This is a genomic window from Bacillus sp. PK6-16 (assembly GCF_056530295.1).
This window is the reverse complement of sequence record NZ_CP096511.1, coordinates 2,269,151-2,294,186: the sequence shown is the minus strand read 5'-3', so window position 1 is coordinate 2,294,186 and position 25,036 is coordinate 2,269,151. Positions and strand designations below refer to the sequence as shown.

The following is a 25,036-nucleotide window of genomic DNA, read 5'->3' as shown; positions in this document are numbered from 1 at the left end:
GCATTCATTTTCTCCTTTTGGAACAATCCCCCCTCTAATACCTTTTGCATCATAAAATAATTACTGAACATTACTCCTATTCAATTGTAATAACAAAAATAGGTGACTATCAATATCGTTCTATCTATAGGATGTATAGGTAAAACCAATCTATTTTATAGTGAAAACAACTATAGTTACGACCTATACGAATTATAGATAATTTAGAATTGATTAACGAATCAGTTTTCAAATACTATAAATTTGTATAGCACTTCATGTTCTGTGAATGCTGCTATAACCAATATTATTGGTCAGCTTAGTTATAAACGAAGAAACTTATGATAGTATCCGACTATTTAAACTTTCTTCGAATACTTAATTTTTAGGAGGAATACATAATGACTGATCTCTATTCTCGTATTAACAAAGATGATGCTGTCGTGCTTTTAGTAGATCATCAAACTGGTCTTATGTCCGGACTAGTACGTGACTATGGTGTTGATGAATTCAAGAACAATGTTTTAGCTCTTGCTCATACTGCTAAGTTTTTTAATTTACCAGTTATTTTAACAACAAGTTTTGAAAACGGGCCTAATGGACCTTTAATGCAAGAATTGGTTGATCTCTTTCCTCATGCACCAAAAATAGCTCGACCTGGACAAATTAACGCATGGGATAATGATGATTTTGTAAAAGCAATCGAAGAAACTGGAAAAAAGCAACTTATCATCGCAGGCGTAGTTACGGACGTTTGTGTTGCTTTCCCGGCACTTTCCGCTATAAAAGCTGGATATGAAGTATTTGCTGTTACTGATGCTTCAGGAACTTTCAGTAAACAAGTTGCAGATGCTGCCAATACACGTATGACACATAGTGGCGTGCAACTTATGAACTGGTTTAGCGTAGCTTGCGAATTACAACGCGATTGGCGCAACGATGTCGAAGGTTTTGGCAATTTGCTTGCTAGCAATCTTCCAGGCTATCAAAATATAATTGGAAGCTATAGAGGAGCTCAGCGAGATCTTAGTAAACAAAATGCATAAAGTGAAACTTTAATCAGTGGGGGTTTTGTTCATCCCCCACTGATTATTAGTTGAACCAATCGGGCTTTTACAGGCAGTTGATCCCCCACCTAACTTCTTTGCTTCCGCTGAATTTTGAGGTGGGGGTCTTACTGCCCGTTAATGCGGGATAAATGTATCTCAAGTAAATAGCTTTAAATCACCTTTTTTAAAGTAGATAGTATAAATTTAGTGCTGATTAAATCAGCACTAAATTTAAATTAAAAAGTATAGTAGAGCTTCAATTGACAGAAGATACATTACTTTCAATAAACAATTGAAAAAGGAGCGTTTTATTATGAGTAATTTAGAATTGTTAAATCCGGAGAACAGTGCCTTAATTTTAATTGATTTTCAACCTCAAATGACTTTTGGAGTTGCAAGTATTGATAGACAAACATTGATTAATAACGTTATGCTACTTGCTAAATCAGCAAAAACTTTTAACGTACCTACTATTCTTACTACAGTTGAAACACGCAGCTTTTCTGGTTATTTTTGGCCACAAATTCTTGATATATTCCCAAACCATGAAATTATAGAACGTAGTTCAATGAACTCTTGGGAAGATCCGAAATTTGTTGAGGCAGTTAAAGCAACCGGTAGAAAGAAATTAATATTTGCAGCACTTTGGACTGAAGTTTGCCTTGCATTCCCTGTGCTTGAAGCAATTAAAGCTGGCTATGAGGTATATGCAGTTGATGATGCTTCAGGTGGTACTAGTTTGACAGCACATAACGCTGCTATGCGTCGTGTAGAACAAGCTGGTGCAATTCCAGTAACAGCAATTCAAGTTTTACTTGAATACCAACGTGACTGGGCACACAAAGACACTTATGATGCTGTAATGGAGATTGTAAAGGAACACACTGGTGCTTATGGTCAAGGTGTAGAATACGCATATACTATGGTGCATGGCGCGCTTCCAAGCAGGAAAATATGAAACAAGAAGGAGTAGCTGTCGAAGAGACTTATACAGGGAACACGATGGATGCCGGCAATCCAGTAACAACGATTGTTACATGGGAAATTCAAGAAGGTAGAGAAAAACAGTTTGAAACATGGAGACATGAAATTGAGGCTGCGGCTACTAAATTCCCAGGACATTTAGGTGTAAATCTAATAGTCCCAAGTAACGAATCCAGAGAGTATACTGTTATTTTTCGCTTTGATACGTATGAGCATCTACGTGCTTGGCAAGAATCAGATGTTCGCCGGGATTTGTTAAAAACGGCGGAGCAATTTCAAGCCGCTAATCCAACTTACAAAACTGAAAGCAGTTTGGCTTATTGGTTTGTTACTCCGAAAACGCCAGTTCCACCGCCAAAATGGAAAATGTCTATCGTTACCCTTCTGGGTGTATGGCCTCTTAGCATGTTAGTTCCTAAAGTGATAGGACCTATTATAAAACATATGAATCCTATTATGTCAGCTTTTTTTGTTTCTGTATGTATCGTGTCCTTGCTATCATGGGTAGTCATGCCGATTTTCGGTAAATTATTTCATCCATGGTTACAAAATAATAGGAAGTAGACGAGGTGTGAATATGAATGTACCGGATATGGTCTTATACAACGGAAAAATTACTACCCTTGACCCTTCTCAGCCTGAGGTATCTGCTATCGCCATAACTGATGGTTTAGTCACTGCAGTAGGTGGAGATGAGCTTCTTAATAGTGCCACGGAAAAAACAAAAAAAATAGACCTTAAAAGAAAGAGAGCTATTCCAGGCCTGAATGACTCTCATATACACGTTATTCGTGGTGGTCTGCATTATAATATGGAATTACGTTGGGAAGGCGTACCATCACTTTTTATTGCTCTAGAAATGCTTAAAGAACAGGCAAGACGTACACCTGCTCCTCAGTGGGTAAGAGTAGTTGGAGGTTGGTCTGAATTTCAATTTAAAGAGAGACGGATGCCAACATTAGAAGAGATTAATGCTGTTTCTGAAGACACGCCTGTCTTTGTGCTACATCTTTACGATAGAGCACTTGTAAATCGTGCAGGGCTACGTGCACTGGGATACACGAAAGATACCCCAGACCCTCCAGGCTGTTTAATTCAGCGGGATAAAAGAGGTAATCCAACGGGCCTTTTAATTGCTAACCCTAACGCTTCTATTCTTTATTCAAGTTTGGGTAAAGCTCCAGTACTTAATCTTGACGACCAGATTAACTCAACTCGCCATTTTATGCGTGAATTAAATAGATTAGGTATTACAAGTGCCATTGATGCAGGTGGTGGTTTCCAAAATTATCCTGACGACTACAAAGTTGTTGAACATTTAGCCGAGAAGGAACAATTGACTTTACGTATTGCTTATAATTTATTTACGCAAAATCCTAATCATGAATATGAAGACTTTGCTTCATGGACAAAAATTGTTTCTCCAGGTCAAGGAAATGATAAGTATAAAATGAATGGTGCCGGAGAAATGTTAGTATTCTCTGCAGCTGATTTTGAAAAATTTCAAATGCCACGGCCCGAACTAGCTACAGTAATGGAAGCCGACTTAAAGAAAGTAATTTCTCTATTGGTGGAAAACCGTTGGCCATTCCGTTTACATGCAACTTATGACGAGTCAATCACACGTTTCTTAAATGTATTTGAGGAAGTTAACAGAGAAATTCCTTTTAATGGGCTACGCTGGTGGTTTGATCATGCAGAAACAATCTCAGATCGTAGTATGGAACGTGTTAAGGCTTTATATGGCGGTATTGCCATCCAAGACCGCATGGCTTTTCAAGGTGAATACTTTGTTGACTTATACGGAAAGGAAGCTGCAAAGCATACTCCTCCGATTTATCGTATGTTAGACCTTGGTATACCTGTTGGCGCCGGTAGTGATGCAACCAGGGTTTCCAGCTATAACCCTTGGGTTGCTCTTTACTGGATGGTTGCTGGAAAAACCATTGGTGGGCTTTCCATATACGATGAAAAAAATAGACTTGATAGAAAAGTAGCCCTGGAATTATATTCAAAAGGAAGTGCGTGGTTCTCTGGTGATGAAGGTAAAAAAGGAACCCTGGCAGTCGGTCAGTTTGCTGATATTGCTGTATTGTCTGCTGACTACTTTACTGTGCCGGAAGAAGAAATCAAAGACCTTGAATCATTGCTCACCATTATGGGTGGGCAGGTTGTTTATGGAAATAATGAATTTAAAAACTTATCACCTGAATTGCCGCCAGCATCACCTGATTGGTCACCGACGGGCGTTTATGGGTATGGTGGTGCTAACCTAGCCAACACTATACTTTCTCACGATTCCCATGATAACAAGTTACATAGTTGTAGTAACCCTCTCCATCAACATACTCATACCGTAATAGGAAAAGATGGAACTAAATGGGGGATTGGTTGTACTTGCTTTGCTTTCTAAATCAAAACCACCGGTATAATGCCGGTGGTTTTCTTTCTACAATAAGGATATGTAGATTCAAAATAGCAGTGTATATCCCTTATGGAATCTGTTACTATGCGATAAGACCAAAGAATTGATTGATTAACTTAACTTGTTTTTGATAACCTTCTCTCCTTGCAAAGTCTTTCCTTTTTTCCTTAATTAAAAGTCAATGGTATCCCCTTTTGATCGACTACACCACACATATAAATCCACTGCCTTTTGACTTTAATATAGATCTTAATTTTTCAATTGTTACACTAAAATCATTATTATTTCTATTACACTGATACTTTTTGAGAATCATTTAACTTCTGCATAAAGATACGTGCTGCAAAACTTAAAAATTTATCATCAAAGTGAATAAGATTAATATCTTGACTTGGTGTTGGATCAGTAATACGAACTATGCTCAAAGTATCATTATTAACAAAGTTAACCAGTGAAAGAGGTATTATAGCAACCCCATGTCCATTGTATACAAGGCTCAATAGAGAAATAGAAGATTTTGTTTCTATATTTGCTTCAGATAAAGATAACCCTAAACTCTCACAATATATCTTAATAGATTCACGACAACTACATGAAACCATTACTCTACTGAGCCCTACTAATTCTCGAAAAGAAACAAATGATTTTTCATTCAAAGGATGATTTTTTGGAATTACAAGGACGAGCTCTTCACTATACAAAAGGGTGTTTGTTAATGTGTCTGGAATTTGAGCACTACGTGTAATCCCGAAATCAATATTTTTGTCAACGATTTGATTTACAGCAACTTCGGATTCTATAATCTTTACTACAATGTTGGGATAATGTTGTTGAAACTTCATAATATAAGGTGTTAAATAAGTGAGATCCTCTAATAAACCTCCTATAGTAATCACACCTCTTTTTACACCCTTTAATTCAAAAATTTCATTATAAACGTCATCAAATTGTTGCATGATAAATTTTCCTTTATCAAATAGCAGCTTACCCGCTTCTGTCATTTTGATACCTCTTCCAACTCGATGAAACAAGGGTGTATCAAGTTCACCTTCTAAAACTCGTATTTGTTGACTTAAAGTCGGCTGTGAAATACCTAGAACTTCCGCAGCTTTAGTGAAACTATTATTATTACAAACTTGAATAAAATACTCTAAATGACGTAATTCCATTCTTGATACCCACTCTCCGCTTTATGAAAGATTTATAATTTAAAGGACGATATGTATACGTTAACATAACAACTTTATTTCATACTATACCAATTGAAATTACACGTTTTATTCATTTTGTATTATAATAAATTTACTACCATTTATTAATTTTTCCTCCTATTTATTTAATTTATATTTAATTAGGACATTACTAATTCGAGATATATTTCTAAAAATTTATAGTTCGAGTGCATAATACCCTAATTTTTTCAACTTTTCGATTATCATTTTTTTCTCAATATAGTCCAAACCACCAAATATTTGCCGAATCGCCTCTTTATGCTGAGGAAAAATAATATCCATCAATTCAATACCTTCTGAAGTAATTGACGCATACGTGACACGGCGGTCTTTAGGACATGGTTTTCGTATTAAGAACCGCTTCTTTTCCAACTTATCCACTACATACGTGATACTACTACTTGCAAGTAATATTTTGTCTCCAATTTTTTGTATAGGCTGATCGCCTTTACTATACAGTAGCTCAAGCACTGCAAATTCAGTTGGATTAAGTCCATAACTTTTTATATCCTCTTCAATACGCTTAGTAATTGACTGTACTGCCCTTGATAATATAACAAATAACTTTAAAGATAAGCTCTCATCGTTAATCACGCTCATAATTACCAATCCTTTACAAGTTATCTTGAATTCGAGATTCATTATATTATCGTCAAAATATTATGTCAATCATTCATTTTAGCTTTATCAATCCATTTATAATTTATTTCTCAACATATGACATATGGAATTAGAAGAAAACAATTGTTACTATATAAGTATCTCAATTACGTTATTTCTTTTAAAGAGAGCTTGTTTTTAATCCGCAAGTTCTCTTTTGCCATATTCTAAATTGAATCCGGACAAATTTCAGAGTATATGATATAGTTTTTAAACAAAGATTAGAGCTCTCCTACAGGAAGGAGAGCTCTAATCTTTCATATAAATATTCACCATTTTTATCATTGCGAGGACATCAAAACTTTAACTTGATGGGGATATGTTGCTATCTCAATTAATAAATATTACAAACCATATATCTATCATATTTTTTATAAACAGGATTAATTAGATTTAAAAAAAGATTTCTTTTTCTTTACTCGTAATAAGTCACCTGTCCATCCTTTGAATCGCATATACATATACATACCCGCTGTTGTGAAAATAATAAATAAGAGAGCGATTAAATAGCTATATTTCCATTCTAGTTCAGGCATGTATTTAAAATTCATACCCCATAATGCTCCTAAGGCTGTCAAAGGCGTACTCACAGCAGTTAATACAGTAAGAGCTTTCATAATTTCATTCCCACGATGAGAAGAAACAACTTCTTGTAAATGAATCATCGTGTCTAATTCTTCTTGGTACTCTTTAACAAGTTGTAATCCACGCTCTAATTTTACGTGTGTTTGTTTATAACAAAGGGTGTTTGTTAGTTTTTCTAACCAAGCTTCTTTTAGGCCTTGTAACACTTCTTGTATTAAGCGAAACACGTGTGTGTTCATAAATAATTCATGACGAATATGATAAATCCTTTCTAAAACTGCTATGTTATTATGATGATAAAAATCCCATAATACATTTCTGAAATTGTTTTCAAAGTAGTCAACCTTTCGCAAATAATGAGATATAAACATTGATAAGATAGCACATAATCCTTCAGCGGAACTATTACAATTTTTTGTACCCATAGGGAAATTATGTATTAATTTTTTGAAATCCTCTTCCTCTTTTTCCTGAACTGTTATAAGTATTCCATGAGCTACGAAATAATGAAGAAATTTTTGAATTTTGGCGTCCTTTTTATCTTGATCATATAAAAACGAACCATATACACAAGTTTGACTTGGTGATAACGTATAAACATATAATCCATTTTCACAAGGAGAACTTATTTTCTTTACAAATTGAGAGAAATAAGATGTTACATCACGAGGGATTATAGAAGAAAGTTTTTCAAGCTCACTAGTTTTCACATGATACCAACTCCATTTCGTCATTTTTATGCATTCCATATTATTCTTCCTTTCTAAATTGTTTTATGTTTAATCGAATCATAACCGTAATATGACATTTGTATGTAGGTATTCATGTCTTGGAGGAAAAGTTTTTAGATCATCTAAATTACAAAATAAATGACATAGGAGGCCTTATTCTTTTAAAAGAAAGACCCCCTATATATTAGTTATTTTCATTCTCAATTTTAAACATTTCCTCTATACAAGCACTTTTTATCTTTTCTTATAAAGAATTTATTATATATGGAAAAGAAGCTACATAATTTGGCACGTCTATTCAACAAACTCCATTTCATTCGTTATTATAATTTGGATTCATATGCAGATTGATTGGTGATGTCGTCAAATACTTGACTCCCAATAATATAGTATCCATGGAGTGCAGCCTCTTTCGAAGCGTCTACCATACGGAAAGAAGAAATTTCACTTTGCATTTTTTCAATTCGTTTTTTGTGGAGATCTACTATTCCTCCTGTCCAAATAATAGTGTTATACTGTTCTAACTTAAATTGTTCTTGTAATACACGCATGACGTCTTGGAAGTGTGCATCCAACTCTTTTTGAATCAAAGTATGAACCTGATTTGTCTCATGATTTTCTTCTCGACATTCATATCCTTTTTCTAATATGTTTGGCATGTCGTTAATATGCAATTGATTACTTTCACCCTCATGATTCTGCACGATATTCTTAATATTTTTCAAAGGCTTGCTACATCCTAGTTCCGTCTCATAATGATTTAAAATGAGATTCTGTTTCATATCTGTCATTTCTAATGTGCGAAATCCACCATCAATAATTAAGATGCGATCTCGTTCCTGAATGATTCCCTCTTTTAAGAAATAGGCATGTAAAGCGACCGGTTGCTGAAGAATCAAAGCATTTTCCACCGTAATATGAATAAATTTCCCATCAATTTGCACGGAAGTTTCTTTTTTTAGTGCACGTTGTAATTGCTCATGCTGACTACCAAAACAACTGATGGGAAGCCCGGTAACAACTAAAGGTAACACGACATTTTCTTTATAATCCTTTGCAATGCAACCAAATATTTGTTGTTTAAATCGTTCGCTTTCATAATAATTTTCTATTTCTTCGTCAAATGGAGGAAGAAATGAAGCGTCAGATTGATGTGCTTCATTTCCCATGTAGTATGCAAAGTCTAAGTCTATAAAACTTACCTTTGTTAAATCTTCACTTTCAGCATGATTAGGTACAGGGGCTAGTGTGGAAGCTTCACTCTTAACCGTCATCTCAGAATCTACATCCTGGCGATATGCCCTTTTGGTAAAGCCAATTCCTACATCAATTGCATACAGAGATTTCATACTTTTTTCCTCACTTTCTATTTTTAGAGTTACATCTAGGCACTCTCTTCTTTCCCTTCTTTCACATATTTCTTTTCATTTTTCGTTTTTTCCCCGTCTAAGTTCTTACTATTTTCATTTATTTCGTAATCCTTTTCATCTGTTTTCTTTTTGTTATTTTCGTTTTCTGTTAATTCTTTAATGGTAGAAATCACAACTGGTGTAGCTGTAAGCAGTTGTGGTAATGTTTGTTTTGCAACATTAGCTGCAGTTACAGAAAATTGTTTACTTGTCTCAGTTACCTTCTCCAATGTTTCCTTTATGTTTCCTTCTTGTAGTTTTTCTTTTACGCTTTTTCCTTTTGTTTGTATAGCTTTCCGATTTTCTTTTTTTAATAGGGAGACGATGACTCCGGTCGTAATTCCAATCACAGCATATTTAAATATTGTATGTTTCATTTTTCTCATCCTTTTCTATTTTTATTTTCTTCCATGCTACAACCTAAAATAATTCCCTTACCTATTTATCAGATGTTGCAATCTATTACAGAGAATGATAGTTTTGCGGCTGCCTATCATTCGCCATTGGTACTTCAGCTGTTACTAGAAGTAAAATCTTCCCTTGATCTAGTTTTTCTTCATATAAGTTAGCTTCCTCCTTCGACAACCCCATTTCTTCCATTTGATTTCGAAGTTCGTCCCCTTTTTTGGAGAAAAAGTTGATAATACTTGTTCCCAATCCTTGTTCTTTTACTCCAATCGTATTTGTGTTTGTATCATCCGCAATCCTTTTTGTTATATGTTTTTCATGTGCTAAAACATAAATGTCATCGTGGCGAACCCCTTGCAATTCTAGCTCTTTTACTTTCATAACTACTTCCTGTTCATTTTGATATTCATAAACTACCGTTTTTCTTTCATTCGTATGCATCGTATCTTTCCTCCTTTAGATTTTTTATTTTTTTATTTAGTTGTTATGTAATATGTAATACACCTATTTTAAAGATGTTAAACTTAAATTTTCAAAAAATTTTACACAATAGGTTATTCATGTTTTTAATATCAAAGAAATGTCACAAGAACTTTGCTTTGATAAAAGCGCTCCAAATAACGATTTGTTTGGAAGGTAAGCCCATTGTTTTATAGAAATCATAGAAAAATAAAAAAGCACTCCTTTTTAAAGAGTGCTTTTAAAAAACATATAACCTAATCAAAATATTTCTATTTTGATTACGGAAAGAAAGTCTTTATTAAAACATATGGTTGCTAATTTAATTGCGATCTGCCTTGCACCCAAGCAGCAATATCATTTATAACATACTCAGGGATATTAGCAGGACTATAATATTCATTTGGCTTACTTATTTCCCCTTCACCCTCTGTAAAGAAATGATTTAACTTTGGATATAGTCGATAATCTACGTTATCTCGTTCTTTTAATTGTTCTTTCCAAAGAGGAATTTCAATTTTTGATTGAACTTGATAGTCTCTTTCTCCTTGAATAATAAGAAGCGGTGTCTTTTGTTCTTTTGACATTTCTGCCGCTTTAATTTTCCGTATAGAATCCCAAAATACTGCTGATCCTAAGTAAAAATCTTTTGGGGGATTCTGATCAGAGAAATTAGGATCATTTAATAATTCAAATTGCGATTTGTAGAATTTATATTGATCCAGGTTCATTGCTCCAATAGAGAAAAGGTACTCAAATTGATCTAAAACAACGTCTTGGATCGTACGAGCTGGCCCTCCCATTACAATTGCTCCAGCAATATTTTTATTTTGGTCTTTTTCAATCATTTTCGGAAGCATCATTCCACCTTGACTATGACCCAAAATATAAATTTGATTTTTATTTATTAGAGGCTCATTTTTAAGAAATTGAGTTACAAGAAGAGCATCATCTGTTGTCTCTTTATCAACTGTATAAAAGGGACTGAATTGTGTTTTCAACCCATGTTCATAAGTTCTTTTATTATAGCGAAGGACAGCAATTCCCTTCGATGCAAGACCTTCAGCTAAATCGCGAAATGGTTTTAACGCAAAAGCTGTTTCATCCTGATCAGTTGCTCCTGATCCTTGAACAAGAATAACCGCTGGAAAAGGACCCTTTCCTTTTGGAACCGACAATGTTCCTGGTAATGGAAATGCACCACTTCCAACTACTACTTCTTTATCAACAAATGATTCAGGCTTACTATATGATGGACGCTCTGCAACAGGACTAAACGACATGCTGAGTTGAAAATCGTCTATTTTTCCAGATGGATCTAGTTTAATTAGTAAAGGTACAGTCATTTTTTCAAAAACTAATTGAACCTCTACATTTGTATGAACAGGATTTGTCTCTTTTTGTGTAACCTCTCCAATTTCTATAAAAGGACCTGCTTGTAATTGCACTGGGAGTCCCTCCCAATAGCTCTTCAGCCATTCTTCGGATATTATTTTCTGTAATGACCTTGAGGTTAAATCAAATGCAGATTTATAATCTTCACTATTCATATGGCGAATAAATGAAAGAGTAGTAGATATAATAGGATTTTCATCATCACTATTGTCTACTTTTTTTATAGTTGTGTTTGCTTCCTTTAATTTCGAACTAAATTGGTAGTTAAACGGATAGTTATATGTATAAGGATATAAGCTTGTTTTCAATACTTCCGTATTCCGTCCCTCATACAAACTTGAAGAACTCGTAAAATTTTCAGGTGAAATTACTTCCTCCGCATATGAGACTGAGGGAATTGCTATTGTAAAAACTGCACTGACAAGTAATAACTTATTACTTATTCTTCTTTTCTTACCCATAATTATTGATTCTCCTTTCAAAATTAAAAATTTCTAATACAATATGCCAACTATAAGGAAAATAAAAATTATTAAAGAGATTAATAATCTATTTTACGATCCCCCCCTAACTAGTTAAAAATCTATCATTAACAAACTTCAATAAAAAATGCCTTCCCCCTCTTTTTTTATCATTGGATTTTTCAGTGACATAGAAGCACAGTGCCGTATTACATGTAACTGACCCATGTGATTCTCTATTCCAAAAGAAAAAAGCAATCCACTAGATGCTTTCTTTAATTGTTCTCACTCTAATTTTTTTAGATAATTCTCTTATTACTGTAAGATACATTTATTCTAAATCCTAAAACTCACTTATTTCTTGATAGGTTCTTAAGAAATATCAAAAAATAAAGAAAACAAGTTATTTGGTTATTCATTCCGTAAGCTTAATGCTCAAGTTAGTTTTTTTCACACGGTTAAACTTTATTAAGAAAACCTTAAGAAATTTCCCTCTATATTCATAAGAATTTTTTTCTATACTGAATCCTGTAAATGAACAAGAGGAGAAACGACCATGAAAAAATTTGTACTTTGCATACTAGGAATAGGCCTTCCTATATACTTACTACCTTTCATATTACGCGGGGATTTAGACAGATTTAATCCGATTGCTGAAGAAAAAAATGTATACGCCGTTGCGAAGGGATATGGCATTCCAGATTATCATTATAAAGGCCGAGCTATGTACTCACTAAAGGGTGTTGATGAACTAAGCAATGAAAAAGAATATAAAGTTGGAACGAACACGCCTAATGATTTTATAAGAAAAACTTACTTGAAAATTCATGTGAAAGGAAAATATGTGTATTCTTACGATATTATTTCTAAAGAGGATATTCCGGAGAAAATAAGGGGACAATTGGAGATAGCAAATAAATAAAAGAGCCAATTCATACGATTTGGCTCTTTATTCTCTCTCCCATCTACCGTTGGGAAAATTCTTTCAGTAGATTTATTAAATTCGTTATCATTGTTCCAATAACCATTGTTCAATTACTTTTACCGTTTCATCTCGTTGTGCTTTTGCCGTAATTAAACTCGCATTATCACCTTTTTGCTCACCATACATGCCAAAATGAGCATGGTTTCCCCCTTTTATCATGTGCATAGTAGTATTCTTTGACATGAACTTTTTATTGTTCTCTATTTTTTCAACAGTTGCTAAAGCATCTACTTCCCCGTAAATTGATAACATCGGAATCGACTTAGTAGAGAAGTCATCTGCAGGATACGAACCTAAGAAAATAATCCCGTCTACCTTTTCTTCATGTTGAAAGGCATACCTAGAAATCATAGCTCCGCCCATTGAATGCCCCGCAACATACCATTTTTGAACTTCAGGATACTGTTCAATTACACTATCTACCTCATTTATTCCAAGTATCGCTAAGTTTAATGGTAACTTAGGCATTACTACAAAATGCCCATCTTTTGCAAGAGCTTCTCCTAAGTAACTATAAGCCTCGGCTTCTACTTTAGCTCCTTGATAAAAAATAACTCCTATTTTTGCATCTTTCTCTCCAAAAACTATATAATCTTCATCTTTTTTATCATCTACTAAAGACAAAGCCTCTTTCGTTGGTTTATAAGTAAACTGAGACCAAGTTAAAAAAGTAATACTTCCGACGATTAAAATAGCTAGTAAAGAGTACAGAACAATTTTTATCCATTTTTTCAAAAAGATGACCTCCCTAAGATGTATATATTCTATATTTCAGATTATCATTAATAAACATAAAAACTCGAGCATTTTTATTGTGCTCAAGTTTTCATTTACGTCTTTAATTTATACTATAAATTGTCCAAGATAAATATGTAGCAAATGCAGACCATAAAAAATATGGTATTAGCAACCATGCCGATACTTTAGATAAATTGGAAGAAAACATAATGAGAAGTAACGTAGTAATAGCGACTAGTAAACAATCTACTGTTGCTAAAAACAAATTCTTTTGGCTAAATTGAAAATAGCTGAACGCTTGATTGAATATATAATTTAAAAGGAATAAAAACCAAAATGTTTTTGGCTTGAATCCATAGTTGTTGTAAATAATTGCAACTGATAATGCGATAAGTCCAAATAATACAGCCCATATCATTCCGATTGTCATACCAGGAGGTGTCCAAGACGGCTTTTCTAACGCATCATACCAAGTACGATCAATAGGGAATAAAACACTAGAAACATAAAACAAACCATATGTTAGGAAAAATACTATAATACTAGATTTTTTCATAAACATTCTCCTTTTTACTAGAAGATTATAGAAACTTTATATGATTAGTATGTCCTTGTAATGGATAAAATTCTAATATTAAAATTCTAAATACATATTGTTTAACCTATTTCATACAAATTCTTTCATACTTTTATATGCACAAAGGGCTCTCTCTCGTGCTGCCTTATGATCAACAATCGGATAAGGATATGTATCACCAAGTTTTATATTGGATTTTTGTAAAATATGCTCAGGTGCTTCCCAAGGTTTATGTATATATTTGTTTGGGATATCTTTTAATTCTGGTACCCATCTTCTTATATACTCTCCATTTTTATCAAACTTTTCTCCTTGTGTGATGGGGTTAAAAATACGAAAGTACGGTGATGCATCTGCTCCACTTCCAGCAACCCATTGCCATCCCATTGTATTATTTGCAATATCAGCATCTAGTAGTGTATCCATAAACCATTTTGCTCCTTCTTGCCACGGAATTAACAAATGCTTTACAAGAAAAGAGGCTACAGCCATTCTTGCCCGGTTATGCATAAAACCTGTTTGCCATAGTTCTCGCATTCCCGCATCAATAAACGGATAACCCGTTTTCCCCTTTTGCCATACTCTTAATAACTCCTCTTCCTTATTCCACGGAAAATGTTCAAAGCTCTTATTAAGAGGTTTATATACTGTAAATGGATAATGGTATAGTAAATAATAAGAAAACTCTCGCCAAATTAATTGACGTATAAAACTATTAACTTGTTTTTCAAAAAGACTACATTGTCTTTCGGTACTTTTATTTATTAAGTAATGAAACATTAGCTTTACTGATATTTGACCAAATGAAAGATACGGTGCCAACATCGAATGGACATTTTGACCTGGAAAATCTCTTCCTTCACTATAAGAGACTAATTTACTAGAGAAAAATTTCTTGAATGTTTTATATGCCCCTTCTTCTGTCGGATCCCATATTACTTCCATATGAGATGTCCACGGTATAGTCGGCAACAATTGTAATTCTGAAACAGATAAGCTTGCTGGTAAAGAGTTTCCCCACTTTATACTCTGCACTCTGCTAAAAGGTTTAGGTATTACCTGCTTTTGAAATACATTGTAAAAAGGCGTAAACACCTTATATTCAGTGTTATCTTTCTTTTTAATAATCCACGGTTCTAATAATAAATGCGAATTAAATTCTTTACAGATAATACCTTTATCCTCTAACATCATTTTCATTTTTTGATTAGATTGTAATCTGTCCGGATCATAACAAATATTCCAATATACAGCCGTTATATTTAATTGTTCTATGAGAGAAAGTATTTCTTCTTGTGTCTTTCCTTTACGTATTATAAAAGTAGAGCCCAATGCCTCAAGTTGCTTCTTTACATCTATTACAGCATGGTGCAACCACCACTTTGCCGCACTTCCTATTGAAAAAGTTTCATCTTGTATATATACAGGAAGAACCTCACCAGACTGAACAGCCTCAAATAGCGCTGGGTTATCATATAAACGAAAATCTTTTTGAAACATAACAATAATTTTATTTTGCATGGCTATCCTTTCTAATTCTTAAAGCACAATTCATTCTTTATTAGAACAAATACTTCTGTTATTTTTAAATGATTATAAGAATCATTTTTTGTAATTGCAAACAAACTCTTCTATTCTTTAATGGATTTTTCCAACTCTTAATAAAGATAAAAATATAATGCACTTTGTACTTATCTTAAACTCTTATAAAATAAAAAAGAAAATGGAGAGAAAGATGAAAAAACAATTTGATAAACAATCAAACTTAAATACATCTATAGATTCAACAATCCTATGGACTTTTCAAAACCAAAATGCCATAAATACACTTTTGAATGAAGGTAAGCTTATAGCCGATCCTATTTTTGTTAGTAAAGAAGATTGCACAGCATATAAATACATTGTAAGACACATGAAACAGAAAGGTATTGACTTTATTATAGATTTACCCATTTGGGCATGGCATTCATGCAATGGTTACCAAAAGAAGCCTACTTATGAGACTGCGAGAGAATTACTATCAGATATTCAATTAGAGAAAGAAATATACCTCATCGAATTCACATGTCCTAATTTTTTATTCATGTTAACAAACTATAGCGGATGGTGCGACATTTATTTTAAACTTACTGACAATCCTAAAGCAAGTGTAACAAATGATGAAGAAAAACACTTATTTGATCTTTACCCTATCATTGAGGAAGAATGGGAATATCATCATATCCAAGCAACTCTACCCTACCTAAAACAAGAATGGATTATACAAATAACAGAACTTAGTAAGATAAATGGATTTAATAAATAATATTGTTTATGAATGCTTTATTTAAGCATTCATAAACATAACAAATGGTCACATTAAACTAATACGTTTTTTTATAATGGAACCCTAAATAAACTCGTTACTACCTTGATTTTGCATACATGCAGTTTACTCATTTAGTTTTGGTCTAGTTTGTAAATATAAATGCAAATCTGGACTTGAACCGTTAATAATTATATCTCGAACAATTTTAGAAAGTACCATACTATATACTAATCCATTATCTCCATACGCATAGATAAAGTGACAATTTGGAAACTCTTCATACATTCCAATTATAGGTAAACCATCATGAGTACCACCATAAAAAGCACTTAAATAAAATTCAGGTTCAACTGTTATATTGGGAAAGAGCTTATTAAATTCATTCACTAATTTCTCTTTTTTATGGATTAATTTTGAATCTCTTTCTTGAGCAATGTTTGTATCTTCATCTAATCCACCTATAATAATCCTATTATCTACAGTAGTTCTCATATAAATATATGGCCTCGCAGTTTCCCAAATGAGAGTGCGTTTATACCAAGAAGATAAATCTTCCACAGGATTAGTAACAATTGCATATGAGCTAATCAGTGTAGCGTTCTTTTCCTTTTTAAATTCCAATCCTTCATATCCTGCAGCCACAATTACTTTATTGGCAGTAATAGAATTGCCTTCCTTTGTATAAAAGATAGCACATTCTTTCTCTAACTTTTTGCCAACAATCTCTGTATCTTCATAAATGTGAACTCCTTTATTAGAGGCTTGTTCTAATAAACTATGTGTAAATTTATAAGGATTTATTTCACCATCATTATACGTATAAATAGCTGCACGTTTTTTAAATGGATATCTCTGTCCAATTTGTTTTTCTGATAACCAAGCCGCTTTAAAATCATGCTTATGTAAATAATACAATTCCTTTTCTAATTTCTTTATATCCTCTTCATAACTTGCATAATATAAACTGTCCCGTCGTTTAAAGTCAGAGCAATAAGGCAAGCTTTGATCAGCATATTCAATATCATTAATAGCTTGTTCACATAATTTCATATGCTTAACTGCATACTCTTCCCCAAATGTATTTACAAGTTCAAAAAACATCTTATCACCTAAATATTGAATAAGTGCTGTATTTGTAAGGTTACTTCCATGTCCTACCTTTCTTTTATCAACGATAACAATATTTAAATCTGATTCACTCAAATAGTATGCTGATTGAGCACCCGAACTTCCTGCTCCTATTATTAGTACGTCACATTTTATATCTTCGTCCAAACGAGGATAAGAAGGTGTATTAGAAAAAGTCGTGTTCCAATATAATTTCCCTTTCTGTAAATCCATTTTAATTGCACCGTCCTAAATAAAATAGTTATATCCCCATCGGTATCTCCAAATCATTCTTACTATATACTTCTTATCAAAATTATCTTGCTATCATGAATAAAGGTTTTCATAAACCTAAAAGCCTTGTCTTAAAAATTTCTTTCGAAAAAACGTCAAATAATTTTTTATTTTTATTATAAAAAGAGCAAAAGATCTCCATTTATAGAAGATTTCTTTTACTCTTTTTAAAGGAAACAACTCCAAATATTTAACATATTATAGTATCTACCAAATAACAGTTGCTTATCTATCGATAACTTACACATAAGAATGCATTTGTTTCACTACTTTATTAACAGAAACTTTAACAACCGTTTCTTTTCCCCTGTTCTATCAATCTTGAAACCATGAACTTTAACATCAGACGGTACTAGTGGATGATGACAAATCATATCTATACTCTTCTCAATATTTTCACTAACATTTTCTTTTCCACTTAGCCATTCATCAAGGCTACCACTTGAAAATTCAGGCATGCAATTTTCAAAGAGATAGTCTAGTTCCCTGTTATTTTTTATGGAATCACGTTGAATTTGTAGATTAACTACATCAGTTTCTTTATCCTCTATTCCTACAACAAAAATTTCTTCAACATTTTCTTGATAAATAGCAATAATAATAGATCTCATTATATCTCCATAAGGATGTACAATTACAGAATCGTAGCTGTGTATAGTCAACATGTTTTCTTGTTGAATGTTAGTTACTTGTTGGATAATAGGCTCTATTTCATGTTTAATGTCTGTTAACAATAAAACTTTTTTATTCTTTGAATTCATATGGAGCACTCCTTCTTCATTATTGTATTTATGAAACTTTTAAGCTAGTAACAATAGTTGATTATGCATTACATGATTGTTACCAGTTTTTCCAGCGTCCCTTTGGATCAACACTTGCAAGTCTAACCCATCCATTTTGAACTTTTTCTCGAAATGTGAAATCATTATTTAGCAAACGTTCTATATATTGACTAGGCGCTTGAATTACAATTAGTAAACGAAGTGGTGAATGATACGTCTCACTATCTGACTGCATAACGGATTGCCAAGGTAAGCCTGGCAACAAATCACTTGCATTTCCCTGCATAACACCTAGACCCGCGGTTACAGTTTGGGTTGTTTTGTTTCCACTACCATAATAATGAGGAGCTACAGTTGAAGCGTAATATTGTAGATTTATCCACTGAGCTACTGTTCCTGGTCCTGCAATAATGTTAGCTAATATATCGCCACTTTCATCCTGTTTCCAATCATAATTATGAAGGAAAGCCCTACCTTCTAAGTCACAATCCTGAGTTAATTCTCGTTGCCCGATAATAAAAGATGCATTACGAGCTAATCCCCATTCTGGACGTATTTCACTCCAATCTTCTGCAAATCGATGTGCCTCTTTACTCGCATTTTTTATTTTCGTTTTAAAATTTGGTAATTGCGTTAAACGCTCTCTATTTGCATGTTGGCTCACATTTGGCATAATCGATTCGATACAATCAAATGCTTCTTGCGCAGTTTCCGAAAGTTCTGGGACGTAAATCCATTCCAATTCGTCCACTGTTGTTTTATGTTCAGCTGCTGCAAAAATGGTATCCTCAGGAATTTTAATACCTTCAGCAAACAACGCCTCTCTCACTTCTGGAAGATTACATAAAGTAGCAAAAACTCTTGCATTGAATCCTCCTGCTGCTCCGCCACAAGCACCACACTCAAGTGCTGCAGCATAAGGGTTGTTCGTACTTTGACTACTATGTCCGCACATTACAACCAAAGGAGCAAATTTTTCTGTCAGTCCCACCATTTTTAAAGCTTGACGCACATAGTTCACTTTTTCTTCTTTTGTAAAACCGATAGGTATCTCACCCTTTGTGTCATGAACATGATTAAGCGAGAATGTTGTAGCAGGTTTTTGTAACATAGTTTTACGAAGTTTACGAATGAAACCACCAACTCCTCTTGGGACAAAGCTTCTTGTCACCATCTGTAGACCAAGTAAAGGACCACTTAACTCAGGTAGCGCCATACTTGTCATTACGTTCTGTTTCATCGTTTTAAAAGTAGAACGTACCGAACTGCCTACCCTCTTACGTTGCTCATAAGATTTAAGTTCATTTTCATTTGTGAGCTCTTTTATTTGATGTTTCGGTTTGAGTATAACTGGCAAAGAAGGATGGTTGTTATTACTACCTAGTTCACTAGTTGCAATTGGTAACCCAAAGAAACCAGCTATTCCAAATGTTTCAAACGGACCTAATTTTTCAAGGTGGCGACGAAACGGTTCTGAACGTACATCAATACAGAATGCTAATTGAGCTAATACACGCTTTTTATCATTGGTTGCACGTTGTGTAGAAGCAATCTTCTCCCTTAATTGCTCTGCATGCGTTTGTTCCCAAGCTTCCAGCCAAAGTTTCTTGCGAATATTTTCATCAAAACGATAAGCGAATACTAATAATTCACTTTGTTCAGCAGCAGGCATTTGTAACCATTCCCGTGTTGAAATATTCCCCCAATAAATCCAAGAAGCTATAAGTGGGACGATCGAAACTTTTTTCTCAACCTTTTGATTTTTTAAAGGTAAATAGGGTTTTACAATAGCCAGCTCCATAGAAATTCGAACTGCTAAATATTCTATGAGAAGTTCCTGTTCCTGAATTGATTGTTGTGAGCGCCATCGTATCATTCCTGCCCACCCAGGCAAAGAAAGTAAGTGCCCTTCAAGGTAAGATTGTATGTTAGATTCAGAAATTCCTAGTTCAAATAATGCTCTCGCTAAAGCTACTTCGGCATCTTGTGGCCAATCTTTTAAAATTTTACGCTCATTTTTACTGAGCGCTGGATCAAATGTAATAAGGTGTTGCCATGCACGATAAAAACCTTTCTCTCGATTTGGCATCGTCCAATTTGATCCGGATTCATCAAGATATAATTTACACCATTTAATGATATGATAATTAAGAACATCAGATAGGTTTTCACTATTTTGACTCTCTATAAGCGAACTTATTGGCTGCATAACAGAGGCTTGCATACTTGCTGTATTTATATAATTCATTTCTTCTGCCAATTTATTTACTTCTGGCGATGATAATAGACTAGAAGGTAATTTTTCTAACTTTAAAGCTGCTTGGCAAAATCGCTCTGCTTTCTCTCGCGGAATATGAAAAGATTGTGAATCCAGCCAACGAGACAAACTCATTTGTAAAAATGATTCCTCAATCTCACCTTTCGCTTTTGCCGAATGAATCATGGAGGCACTAGGATAAATATCCACATTACGAGCTTCTTTTAACCAATTTGCGACTTGTTCAAATGATTGCTTTTCAAGTCCCATCCAAGGGTGGTGAGCTGCAAACGTAGAGATAGGCCAAAGTGGCGCAATAACTCGGCTAGCAGATGCAACTAAATCATTTATATTATTTTCTTGCATATCAATGTTTGTATCTTTCTTTAATATTGACGGTATGCTCATCACGAATTACCTCCCTTTGATACATAATGTTTCAGATAGCTTGGGTGACTTTCTACTGACTTTCGTCTCGCCTCACCTACTCGAACTAACCAAAGATAAAGTACAGCGAATAAAGTAGAAGATTGATGACGAGTAACGAAAGTACTAATAACACTACTAAATAGTAAAATACATATAACAAAGATAACGGCTGGAGCTGAAGGTTGAACACTTTGATAAATATCAGTATGCAACCATTTATAAAGAGAATTATGAACGGTAAAGTAAATGAGAGAAAATCCAATCAAAACAATTACGCCAGCAATTCGTCCCATTCTTCCCTCTCCAAAAACAACAAGCTGTTTCCATGAAAAGTATAGTGACCAGCCTAAGATTAACGCACTAACTAGTTGATACCCCTCTCCAGAAGTCATAAACCAGAAAGTAATTGCTATAAATAATCCTAAAACACGCCCAACTATAATCCATAAATTGGACATCTTTTCATTAGACTGATTCACTACCCCAAAACGTTGCACGGAAGAACCAGCTTGTAAAAATAGTGTAGCTTTAAACAAACCATGTAAAATTAAATGAATAATAGCTGCTAAATAGGCGCCTAATGCACATTGAATAAGCATAAATCCCATTTGTGCAATAGTTGAACCTACTAGCTGACGTTTATAATCAACTTGGACTAAACTAATTCCTGTACCTATTAAGATAGAAATACTAGAGAAAATTAGTAAAATGATTTGTGCAATATCATCATGAAAAAGAGGTGAAAATCTAGTTAACATGATACCGCCAGCATTTACTAAACCCGCATGCATAATAGCAGAAACAGGAGTTGGAGCAACAGCAGACTCAATTAACCATCTTTGAAAAGGCCATTGTGCTGCTGGAATCATCACCGCTAATATAATTAATAAGTTAATTCCTGTTCTCTCCAATGTTCCATGTAGCACTACATTTTCATTCGTTAAAACTGATGTTAACTGCCACTGTCCAGTTATTTGAAACAGCCAAATGATAGCTGATAGTAAGGCAATCCAACTTATTGTAAATAGGTAGCCAGAGATTTTAGTTGCTTCACTAACTACTTTCCACCCTTTATTTAGCCCTATAAGTAGAACCAATCCTATAAGCGTTGCTCCCCAACAAATGAGCATTAAGCGAAGATCATCACTTAACCATGCAACCGAAGATACACCTGTAGTACATGTAAAAAGTGCAAAGTATTTTCGATATGAGCGATCTCCCATTAAATAACGTACAGAGAAACGCTGAATGATTAAACCAATTGTAAGAACAAAGAAAGCCATTAACCAAGCTAAAGTATCTAGATGCCAAGGCCCCACAACTCTATCTCCATTGTTATTAACAAGTGCGAGTAAAGAAACCAATGAAGGTAAAGCAGCGATACCAATATGGATATGAACAAAACGTAAAGGTATCCTTGCATTTAAAAATAATAATCCACTTAGCCAAGAAGCACTAAGCGCCATAAAAAATAAAGTTAACAGTGTTGATGAACTCAGCGAAATTAACATGTTAAATACTCCCTTCTAAGCGAAAATAGCCTATAAAAATTTCTTTTCATTACGATAGTTTTTTTAATTTCAATTTTCATTCACTCTTTTAGTACATCGTTTTTTCCCATAAAAAAAACCGACAACTTCCATAATTCAATGATTTTATATCATCATTGAATTATGGAGATTGTCGGTTTCACTTCAACTAACTTCAATAAAGTTTTTTGAAGAGCTCCCATTTTATAGAGGATAGTAATGTATGTATTACTCCTATTAAAAATAACAGTATATCTCTGATCTCCTAGATTATGCAATCAATATATCAATTTATGTTATGCGCTATCTTTCAATTAAGAAACTTTTTCATTTAGTCAATATTACATATTAAAAAAATGCTAAAGCCTTAATTATAGCAAACAGTTAAAATAAGCATCTATTAATTTTTTAAAACAATTATAAGATAAACTATATTAAGCAGTTTGTCAATTTATTTATCAGTTTTTTTGAGCGTTATTCCAATTAAAATTCAGTATACGTAAATAATTTCAAGTTATTAATTATTATCATGTTAATAAATTTAAATAAAGCGCAAAACTTTTAGGTTTCTTAATTATCTCCCACTAACCCTACGATGGTTTTAATTTTTAAAATTTTCCCTCAAGATTATGAAACAATTTAAAAATCATTACTCGTTCACCAGTACGGGAGCTTATATCCGTATGAAAACTTTTCACTTTTTCTCCAGTTAATTCTAGTATAATCTCTTTCAAATCTTCAATTCCAGATTCAACTAGCTCCGAACGATTTTTCTTTATCGTTAGCATACCGTCTTTTGTTTCGCAAACCGTATATTCAGCTGGCGTTAAAATACCTTGTAAATTTACGATAATCATATCCCGTAATATATCTGTCTTAACGGATATAGACCCGCGTCCTAGGTAGTCCTTTTCCCAGTGAGTAATTGCTTTGCTTATCTCTGATTCAATAGAGCCTTTTGAGTTTTTCATCTTTGTATCCTCCTTCAATAAAATGTAATTACATTTATAATTACAATAACAATATAATAATCTGGATTGATTTTATTTTCAATTATTGAGAAGAATTTATAGGAATCGTTGTCATGTATCCTTTAGTATTAAGATGAATTTTTTATATTGTAATATACGTTTTTTTGATTATTCCCCGACAAAATACTCTTACTATAAAGACTCTGTTGCATAGATTTCAAAAAAGGACATTCCGGAGAAAATAAGAAAACTCTTGTAACGTAATACATAAACGAAAGAGCCGATTTCTTTATAAAATAAGAAATCGACTTTTGGCTTAGTTATTGATTTAGTAATGGAAAACACCTTTTTAAAATAATTATGTTTATACTATAGACGTTGATCTTTCTGGAAGTTTAGTTGAAAATGATCCGCTTCATTGTATACCCCGAATTCATATCCTTTTTCCTTATAAAATTTAATAATTTCCGGAAGCGCTTGTAATGTCTGTAGTTTTTCATGCATTAGAACTACTTCCACATCTTCTGTTGTTGTACGCTTTACATTTTCTATAATTTGCTGTGGGTTACCTTTTAATTTCCAATCATTTGAATCTATCGTCCAATCCCAAACTTTTATTCCTGCTTCTACAATTTTGTTACGAATGTCCTGCCCCTTTAATCCTGGTGCAGATCCATATGGGGGACGGACTAGTTTAGGAGTTGTACCTGTAATATTATGAATAAGAGCTAACGTTTCTTTCATCTCCGTTACAAATTGTCCTTTTTTGTATAGCTTATCACTATTATGTGTCATACTATGTGCACCAATATAATGTCCTTCTTTTACTGCTCGTTTTACATTTTCCTGAAAAGCGGTATTCTGTAAATTGCTACCTTGCATAAAAAATGTCGAAGCAACATGTTGCTCTTTTAGTACATCTAAAAATTTTCCAGTTAATTCGCTAGGGCCGTCATCAAATGTTAAATAAACAACCTTTCCTACTGGTTTTCCATCAGGTCTTTTCTGTTTTTCCAGTGATATGTCCTCTTTCTTTTCTTGTTGTTGCGTATTAGCTAGCCTAATACTTTCATTAGCTACTCCTTTTGCTGGGATAGAGTTCCATTTCCCTATTAAAAAGAAAGTGAAAAAGGTCGTTGCTAAAACAACTACTAGAGATAGTATTGCCTTCGTTACTACACTTATTTTTTTCTTATTTTGTGATTCTTTCATTATGTTTCGATCCTTTCCCTACTCATTTTCATCTTCATTATTTATGCAGCTAAACATTAACTTCAGCTGA

Annotated in this window: 21 protein-coding genes and 1 pseudogene; 6 read left to right on the top strand and 16 right to left on the bottom strand. The window is 33.6% G+C overall.

Annotated features, from left to right (window positions below; genetic code table 11):
- The first annotated feature begins 380 nt into the window (after positions 1-380).
- From ycaC to M1D66_RS11770, 4 genes are all read left to right on the top strand, one after another.
- On the top strand, positions 381-1,025 hold the full coding sequence (gene ycaC / locus M1D66_RS11785; protein ID WP_086385001.1) for an isochorismate family cysteine hydrolase YcaC: 645 nt from the start codon (positions 381-383) through the stop codon (positions 1,023-1,025).
- 316 nt (positions 1,026-1,341) lie between these two features.
- Positions 1,342-1,986: a hydrolase gene (locus M1D66_RS11780; protein WP_000067162.1), complete on the top strand. Its 645-nt coding sequence runs from the start codon at positions 1,342-1,344 to the stop codon at positions 1,984-1,986.
- Positions 1,983-2,576 carry an antibiotic biosynthesis monooxygenase gene (locus tag M1D66_RS11775; RefSeq protein ID WP_086385002.1) on the top strand — a complete coding sequence of 198 codons (594 nt, stop codon included), beginning with the start codon at positions 1,983-1,985 and terminating at the stop codon, positions 2,574-2,576. Before M1D66_RS11780 ends, M1D66_RS11775 begins: the two co-directional genes overlap by 4 nt.
- A gap of 13 nt (positions 2,577-2,589) precedes the next feature.
- Complete coding sequence (locus M1D66_RS11770) at positions 2,590-4,425, top strand: amidohydrolase (protein ID WP_242555149.1); 1,836 nt, start codon at positions 2,590-2,592, stop codon at positions 4,423-4,425.
- A 302-nt stretch (positions 4,426-4,727) separates the two neighbouring features.
- Here the strand turns inward: M1D66_RS11770 and M1D66_RS11765 are convergent, their stop codons facing one another.
- From M1D66_RS11765 to M1D66_RS11735, 7 genes are all read right to left on the bottom strand, one after another.
- A complete protein-coding gene (locus M1D66_RS11765) occupies positions 4,728-5,606 on the bottom strand; it encodes a LysR family transcriptional regulator (protein WP_000423188.1) in 879 nt (292 codons plus the stop codon).
- A gap of 219 nt (positions 5,607-5,825) precedes the next feature.
- On the bottom strand, positions 5,826-6,269 hold the full coding sequence (locus M1D66_RS11760; protein WP_000111426.1) for a MarR family winged helix-turn-helix transcriptional regulator: 444 nt from the start codon (positions 6,267-6,269) through the stop codon (positions 5,826-5,828).
- A gap of 443 nt (positions 6,270-6,712) precedes the next feature.
- Positions 6,713-7,663 carry a magnesium transporter CorA family protein gene (locus M1D66_RS11755; RefSeq protein ID WP_086385004.1) on the bottom strand — a complete coding sequence of 317 codons (951 nt, stop codon included), beginning with the start codon at positions 7,661-7,663 and terminating at the stop codon, positions 6,713-6,715.
- Between the two features lie 305 nt (positions 7,664-7,968).
- On the bottom strand, positions 7,969-8,994 hold the full coding sequence (locus M1D66_RS11750) for a ParM/StbA family protein (RefSeq protein WP_086389137.1): 1,026 nt from the start codon (positions 8,992-8,994) through the stop codon (positions 7,969-7,971).
- Between the two features lie 35 nt (positions 8,995-9,029).
- Positions 9,030-9,431, bottom strand: coding sequence for a peptidase U61 (locus M1D66_RS11745; protein WP_375363627.1), 402 nt, complete (start codon positions 9,429-9,431; stop codon positions 9,030-9,032).
- Between the two features lie 85 nt (positions 9,432-9,516).
- A complete protein-coding gene (locus tag M1D66_RS11740) occupies positions 9,517-9,903 on the bottom strand; it encodes a YflT domain-containing protein (RefSeq protein ID WP_000557321.1) in 387 nt (128 codons plus the stop codon).
- A 335-nt stretch (positions 9,904-10,238) separates the two neighbouring features.
- A complete protein-coding gene (locus M1D66_RS11735; RefSeq protein WP_153595436.1) occupies positions 10,239-11,777 on the bottom strand; it encodes an alpha/beta hydrolase in 1,539 nt (512 codons plus the stop codon).
- 556 nt (positions 11,778-12,333) lie between these two features.
- Between M1D66_RS11735 and M1D66_RS11730 the strand changes: the two genes are divergently transcribed.
- A complete protein-coding gene (locus tag M1D66_RS11730; RefSeq protein ID WP_000714948.1) occupies positions 12,334-12,699 on the top strand; it encodes a YxeA family protein in 366 nt (121 codons plus the stop codon).
- Positions 12,700-12,786: 87 nt separating this feature from the next.
- On the opposite strand, the gene M1D66_RS11725 is transcribed toward M1D66_RS11730, so the two are convergent.
- From M1D66_RS11725 to M1D66_RS11715, 3 genes are all read right to left on the bottom strand, one after another.
- Positions 12,787-13,497 carry an alpha/beta hydrolase gene (locus M1D66_RS11725; RefSeq protein ID WP_016122797.1) on the bottom strand — a complete coding sequence of 237 codons (711 nt, stop codon included), beginning with the start codon at positions 13,495-13,497 and terminating at the stop codon, positions 12,787-12,789.
- Between the two features lie 103 nt (positions 13,498-13,600).
- Positions 13,601-14,056 (bottom strand): TspO/MBR family protein, encoded by a 456-nt coding sequence (locus M1D66_RS11720; protein ID WP_000749726.1) that lies wholly within the window; start codon positions 14,054-14,056, stop codon positions 13,601-13,603.
- A 111-nt stretch (positions 14,057-14,167) separates the two neighbouring features.
- The gene (locus M1D66_RS11715) at positions 14,168-15,598 is read right to left on the bottom strand and encodes a cryptochrome/photolyase family protein (RefSeq protein WP_153595435.1); all 1,431 of its coding nucleotides are present in this window, start codon (positions 15,596-15,598) and stop codon (positions 14,168-14,170) included.
- 214 nt (positions 15,599-15,812) lie between these two features.
- On the opposite strand from M1D66_RS11715, the gene M1D66_RS11710 reads away from it, so the two are divergent.
- The gene (locus M1D66_RS11710; protein ID WP_242555148.1) at positions 15,813-16,382 is read left to right on the top strand and encodes a DUF3841 domain-containing protein; all 570 of its coding nucleotides are present in this window, start codon (positions 15,813-15,815) and stop codon (positions 16,380-16,382) included.
- Between the two features lie 126 nt (positions 16,383-16,508).
- Here M1D66_RS11710 and M1D66_RS11705 read toward each other — a convergent pair whose 3' ends face one another.
- The 6 genes and pseudogenes from M1D66_RS11705 to M1D66_RS11680 form a co-directional block, all read right to left on the bottom strand.
- Positions 16,509-17,726 carry an NAD(P)/FAD-dependent oxidoreductase gene (locus M1D66_RS11705; RefSeq protein WP_153595434.1) on the bottom strand — a complete coding sequence of 406 codons (1,218 nt, stop codon included), beginning with the start codon at positions 17,724-17,726 and terminating at the stop codon, positions 16,509-16,511.
- A 300-nt stretch (positions 17,727-18,026) separates the two neighbouring features.
- Positions 18,027-18,547, bottom strand: a pseudogene (locus tag M1D66_RS11700) (carbonic anhydrase).
- Positions 18,548-18,626: 79 nt separating this feature from the next.
- Complete coding sequence (locus M1D66_RS11695; RefSeq protein ID WP_242555147.1) at positions 18,627-21,233, bottom strand: DUF2309 domain-containing protein; 2,607 nt, start codon at positions 21,231-21,233, stop codon at positions 18,627-18,629.
- The gene (locus tag M1D66_RS11690; RefSeq protein WP_000908939.1) at positions 21,233-22,765 is read right to left on the bottom strand and encodes an NADH dehydrogenase subunit 5; all 1,533 of its coding nucleotides are present in this window, start codon (positions 22,763-22,765) and stop codon (positions 21,233-21,235) included. The genes M1D66_RS11695 and M1D66_RS11690 overlap by 1 nt, the downstream gene beginning before the upstream one ends.
- Before the next feature lie 626 nt (positions 22,766-23,391).
- Positions 23,392-23,754, bottom strand: coding sequence for a Na-translocating system protein MpsC family protein (locus tag M1D66_RS11685; protein ID WP_000798163.1), 363 nt, complete (start codon positions 23,752-23,754; stop codon positions 23,392-23,394).
- 369 nt (positions 23,755-24,123) lie between these two features.
- Positions 24,124-24,966 carry a polysaccharide deacetylase family protein gene (locus M1D66_RS11680; protein WP_086385012.1) on the bottom strand — a complete coding sequence of 281 codons (843 nt, stop codon included), beginning with the start codon at positions 24,964-24,966 and terminating at the stop codon, positions 24,124-24,126.
- Positions 24,967-25,036: the final 70 nt, after the last annotated feature.

Bases quoted from the DNA above. Each gene is read 5' to 3' on its own strand.
- ycaC (WP_086385001.1), top strand. From the start codon at position 381: ATGACTGATCTCTATTCTCGTATTAACAAAGATGATGCTGTCGTGCTT.
- M1D66_RS11780 (WP_000067162.1), top strand. From the start codon at position 1,342: ATGAGTAATTTAGAATTGTTAAATCCGGAGAACAGTGCCTTAATTTTA.
- M1D66_RS11775 (WP_086385002.1), top strand. From the start codon at position 1,983: ATGAAACAAGAAGGAGTAGCTGTCGAAGAGACTTATACAGGGAACACG.
- M1D66_RS11770 (WP_242555149.1), top strand. From the start codon at position 2,590: ATGAATGTACCGGATATGGTCTTATACAACGGAAAAATTACTACCCTT.
- M1D66_RS11765 (WP_000423188.1), bottom strand. From the start codon at position 5,606: ATGGAATTACGTCATTTAGAGTATTTTATTCAAGTTTGTAATAATAAT.
- M1D66_RS11760 (WP_000111426.1), bottom strand. From the start codon at position 6,269: ATGAGCGTGATTAACGATGAGAGCTTATCTTTAAAGTTATTTGTTATA.
- M1D66_RS11755 (WP_086385004.1), bottom strand. From the start codon at position 7,663: ATGGAATGCATAAAAATGACGAAATGGAGTTGGTATCATGTGAAAACT.
- M1D66_RS11750 (WP_086389137.1), bottom strand. From the start codon at position 8,994: ATGAAATCTCTGTATGCAATTGATGTAGGAATTGGCTTTACCAAAAGG.
- M1D66_RS11745 (WP_375363627.1), bottom strand. From the start codon at position 9,431: ATGAAACATACAATATTTAAATATGCTGTGATTGGAATTACGACCGGA.
- M1D66_RS11740 (WP_000557321.1), bottom strand. From the start codon at position 9,903: ATGCATACGAATGAAAGAAAAACGGTAGTTTATGAATATCAAAATGAA.
- M1D66_RS11735 (WP_153595436.1), bottom strand. From the start codon at position 11,777: ATGGGTAAGAAAAGAAGAATAAGTAATAAGTTATTACTTGTCAGTGCA.
- M1D66_RS11730 (WP_000714948.1), top strand. From the start codon at position 12,334: ATGAAAAAATTTGTACTTTGCATACTAGGAATAGGCCTTCCTATATAC.
- M1D66_RS11720 (WP_000749726.1), bottom strand. From the start codon at position 14,056: ATGAAAAAATCTAGTATTATAGTATTTTTCCTAACATATGGTTTGTTT.
- M1D66_RS11715 (WP_153595435.1), bottom strand. From the start codon at position 15,598: ATGCAAAATAAAATTATTGTTATGTTTCAAAAAGATTTTCGTTTATAT.
- M1D66_RS11710 (WP_242555148.1), top strand. From the start codon at position 15,813: ATGAAAAAACAATTTGATAAACAATCAAACTTAAATACATCTATAGAT.
- M1D66_RS11705 (WP_153595434.1), bottom strand. From the start codon at position 17,726: ATGGATTTACAGAAAGGGAAATTATATTGGAACACGACTTTTTCTAAT.
- M1D66_RS11695 (WP_242555147.1), bottom strand. From the start codon at position 21,233: ATGAGCATACCGTCAATATTAAAGAAAGATACAAACATTGATATGCAA.
- M1D66_RS11690 (WP_000908939.1), bottom strand. From the start codon at position 22,765: ATGTTAATTTCGCTGAGTTCATCAACACTGTTAACTTTATTTTTTATG.
- M1D66_RS11685 (WP_000798163.1), bottom strand. From the start codon at position 23,754: ATGAAAAACTCAAAAGGCTCTATTGAATCAGAGATAAGCAAAGCAATT.
- M1D66_RS11680 (WP_086385012.1), bottom strand. From the start codon at position 24,966: ATGAAAGAATCACAAAATAAGAAAAAAATAAGTGTAGTAACGAAGGCA.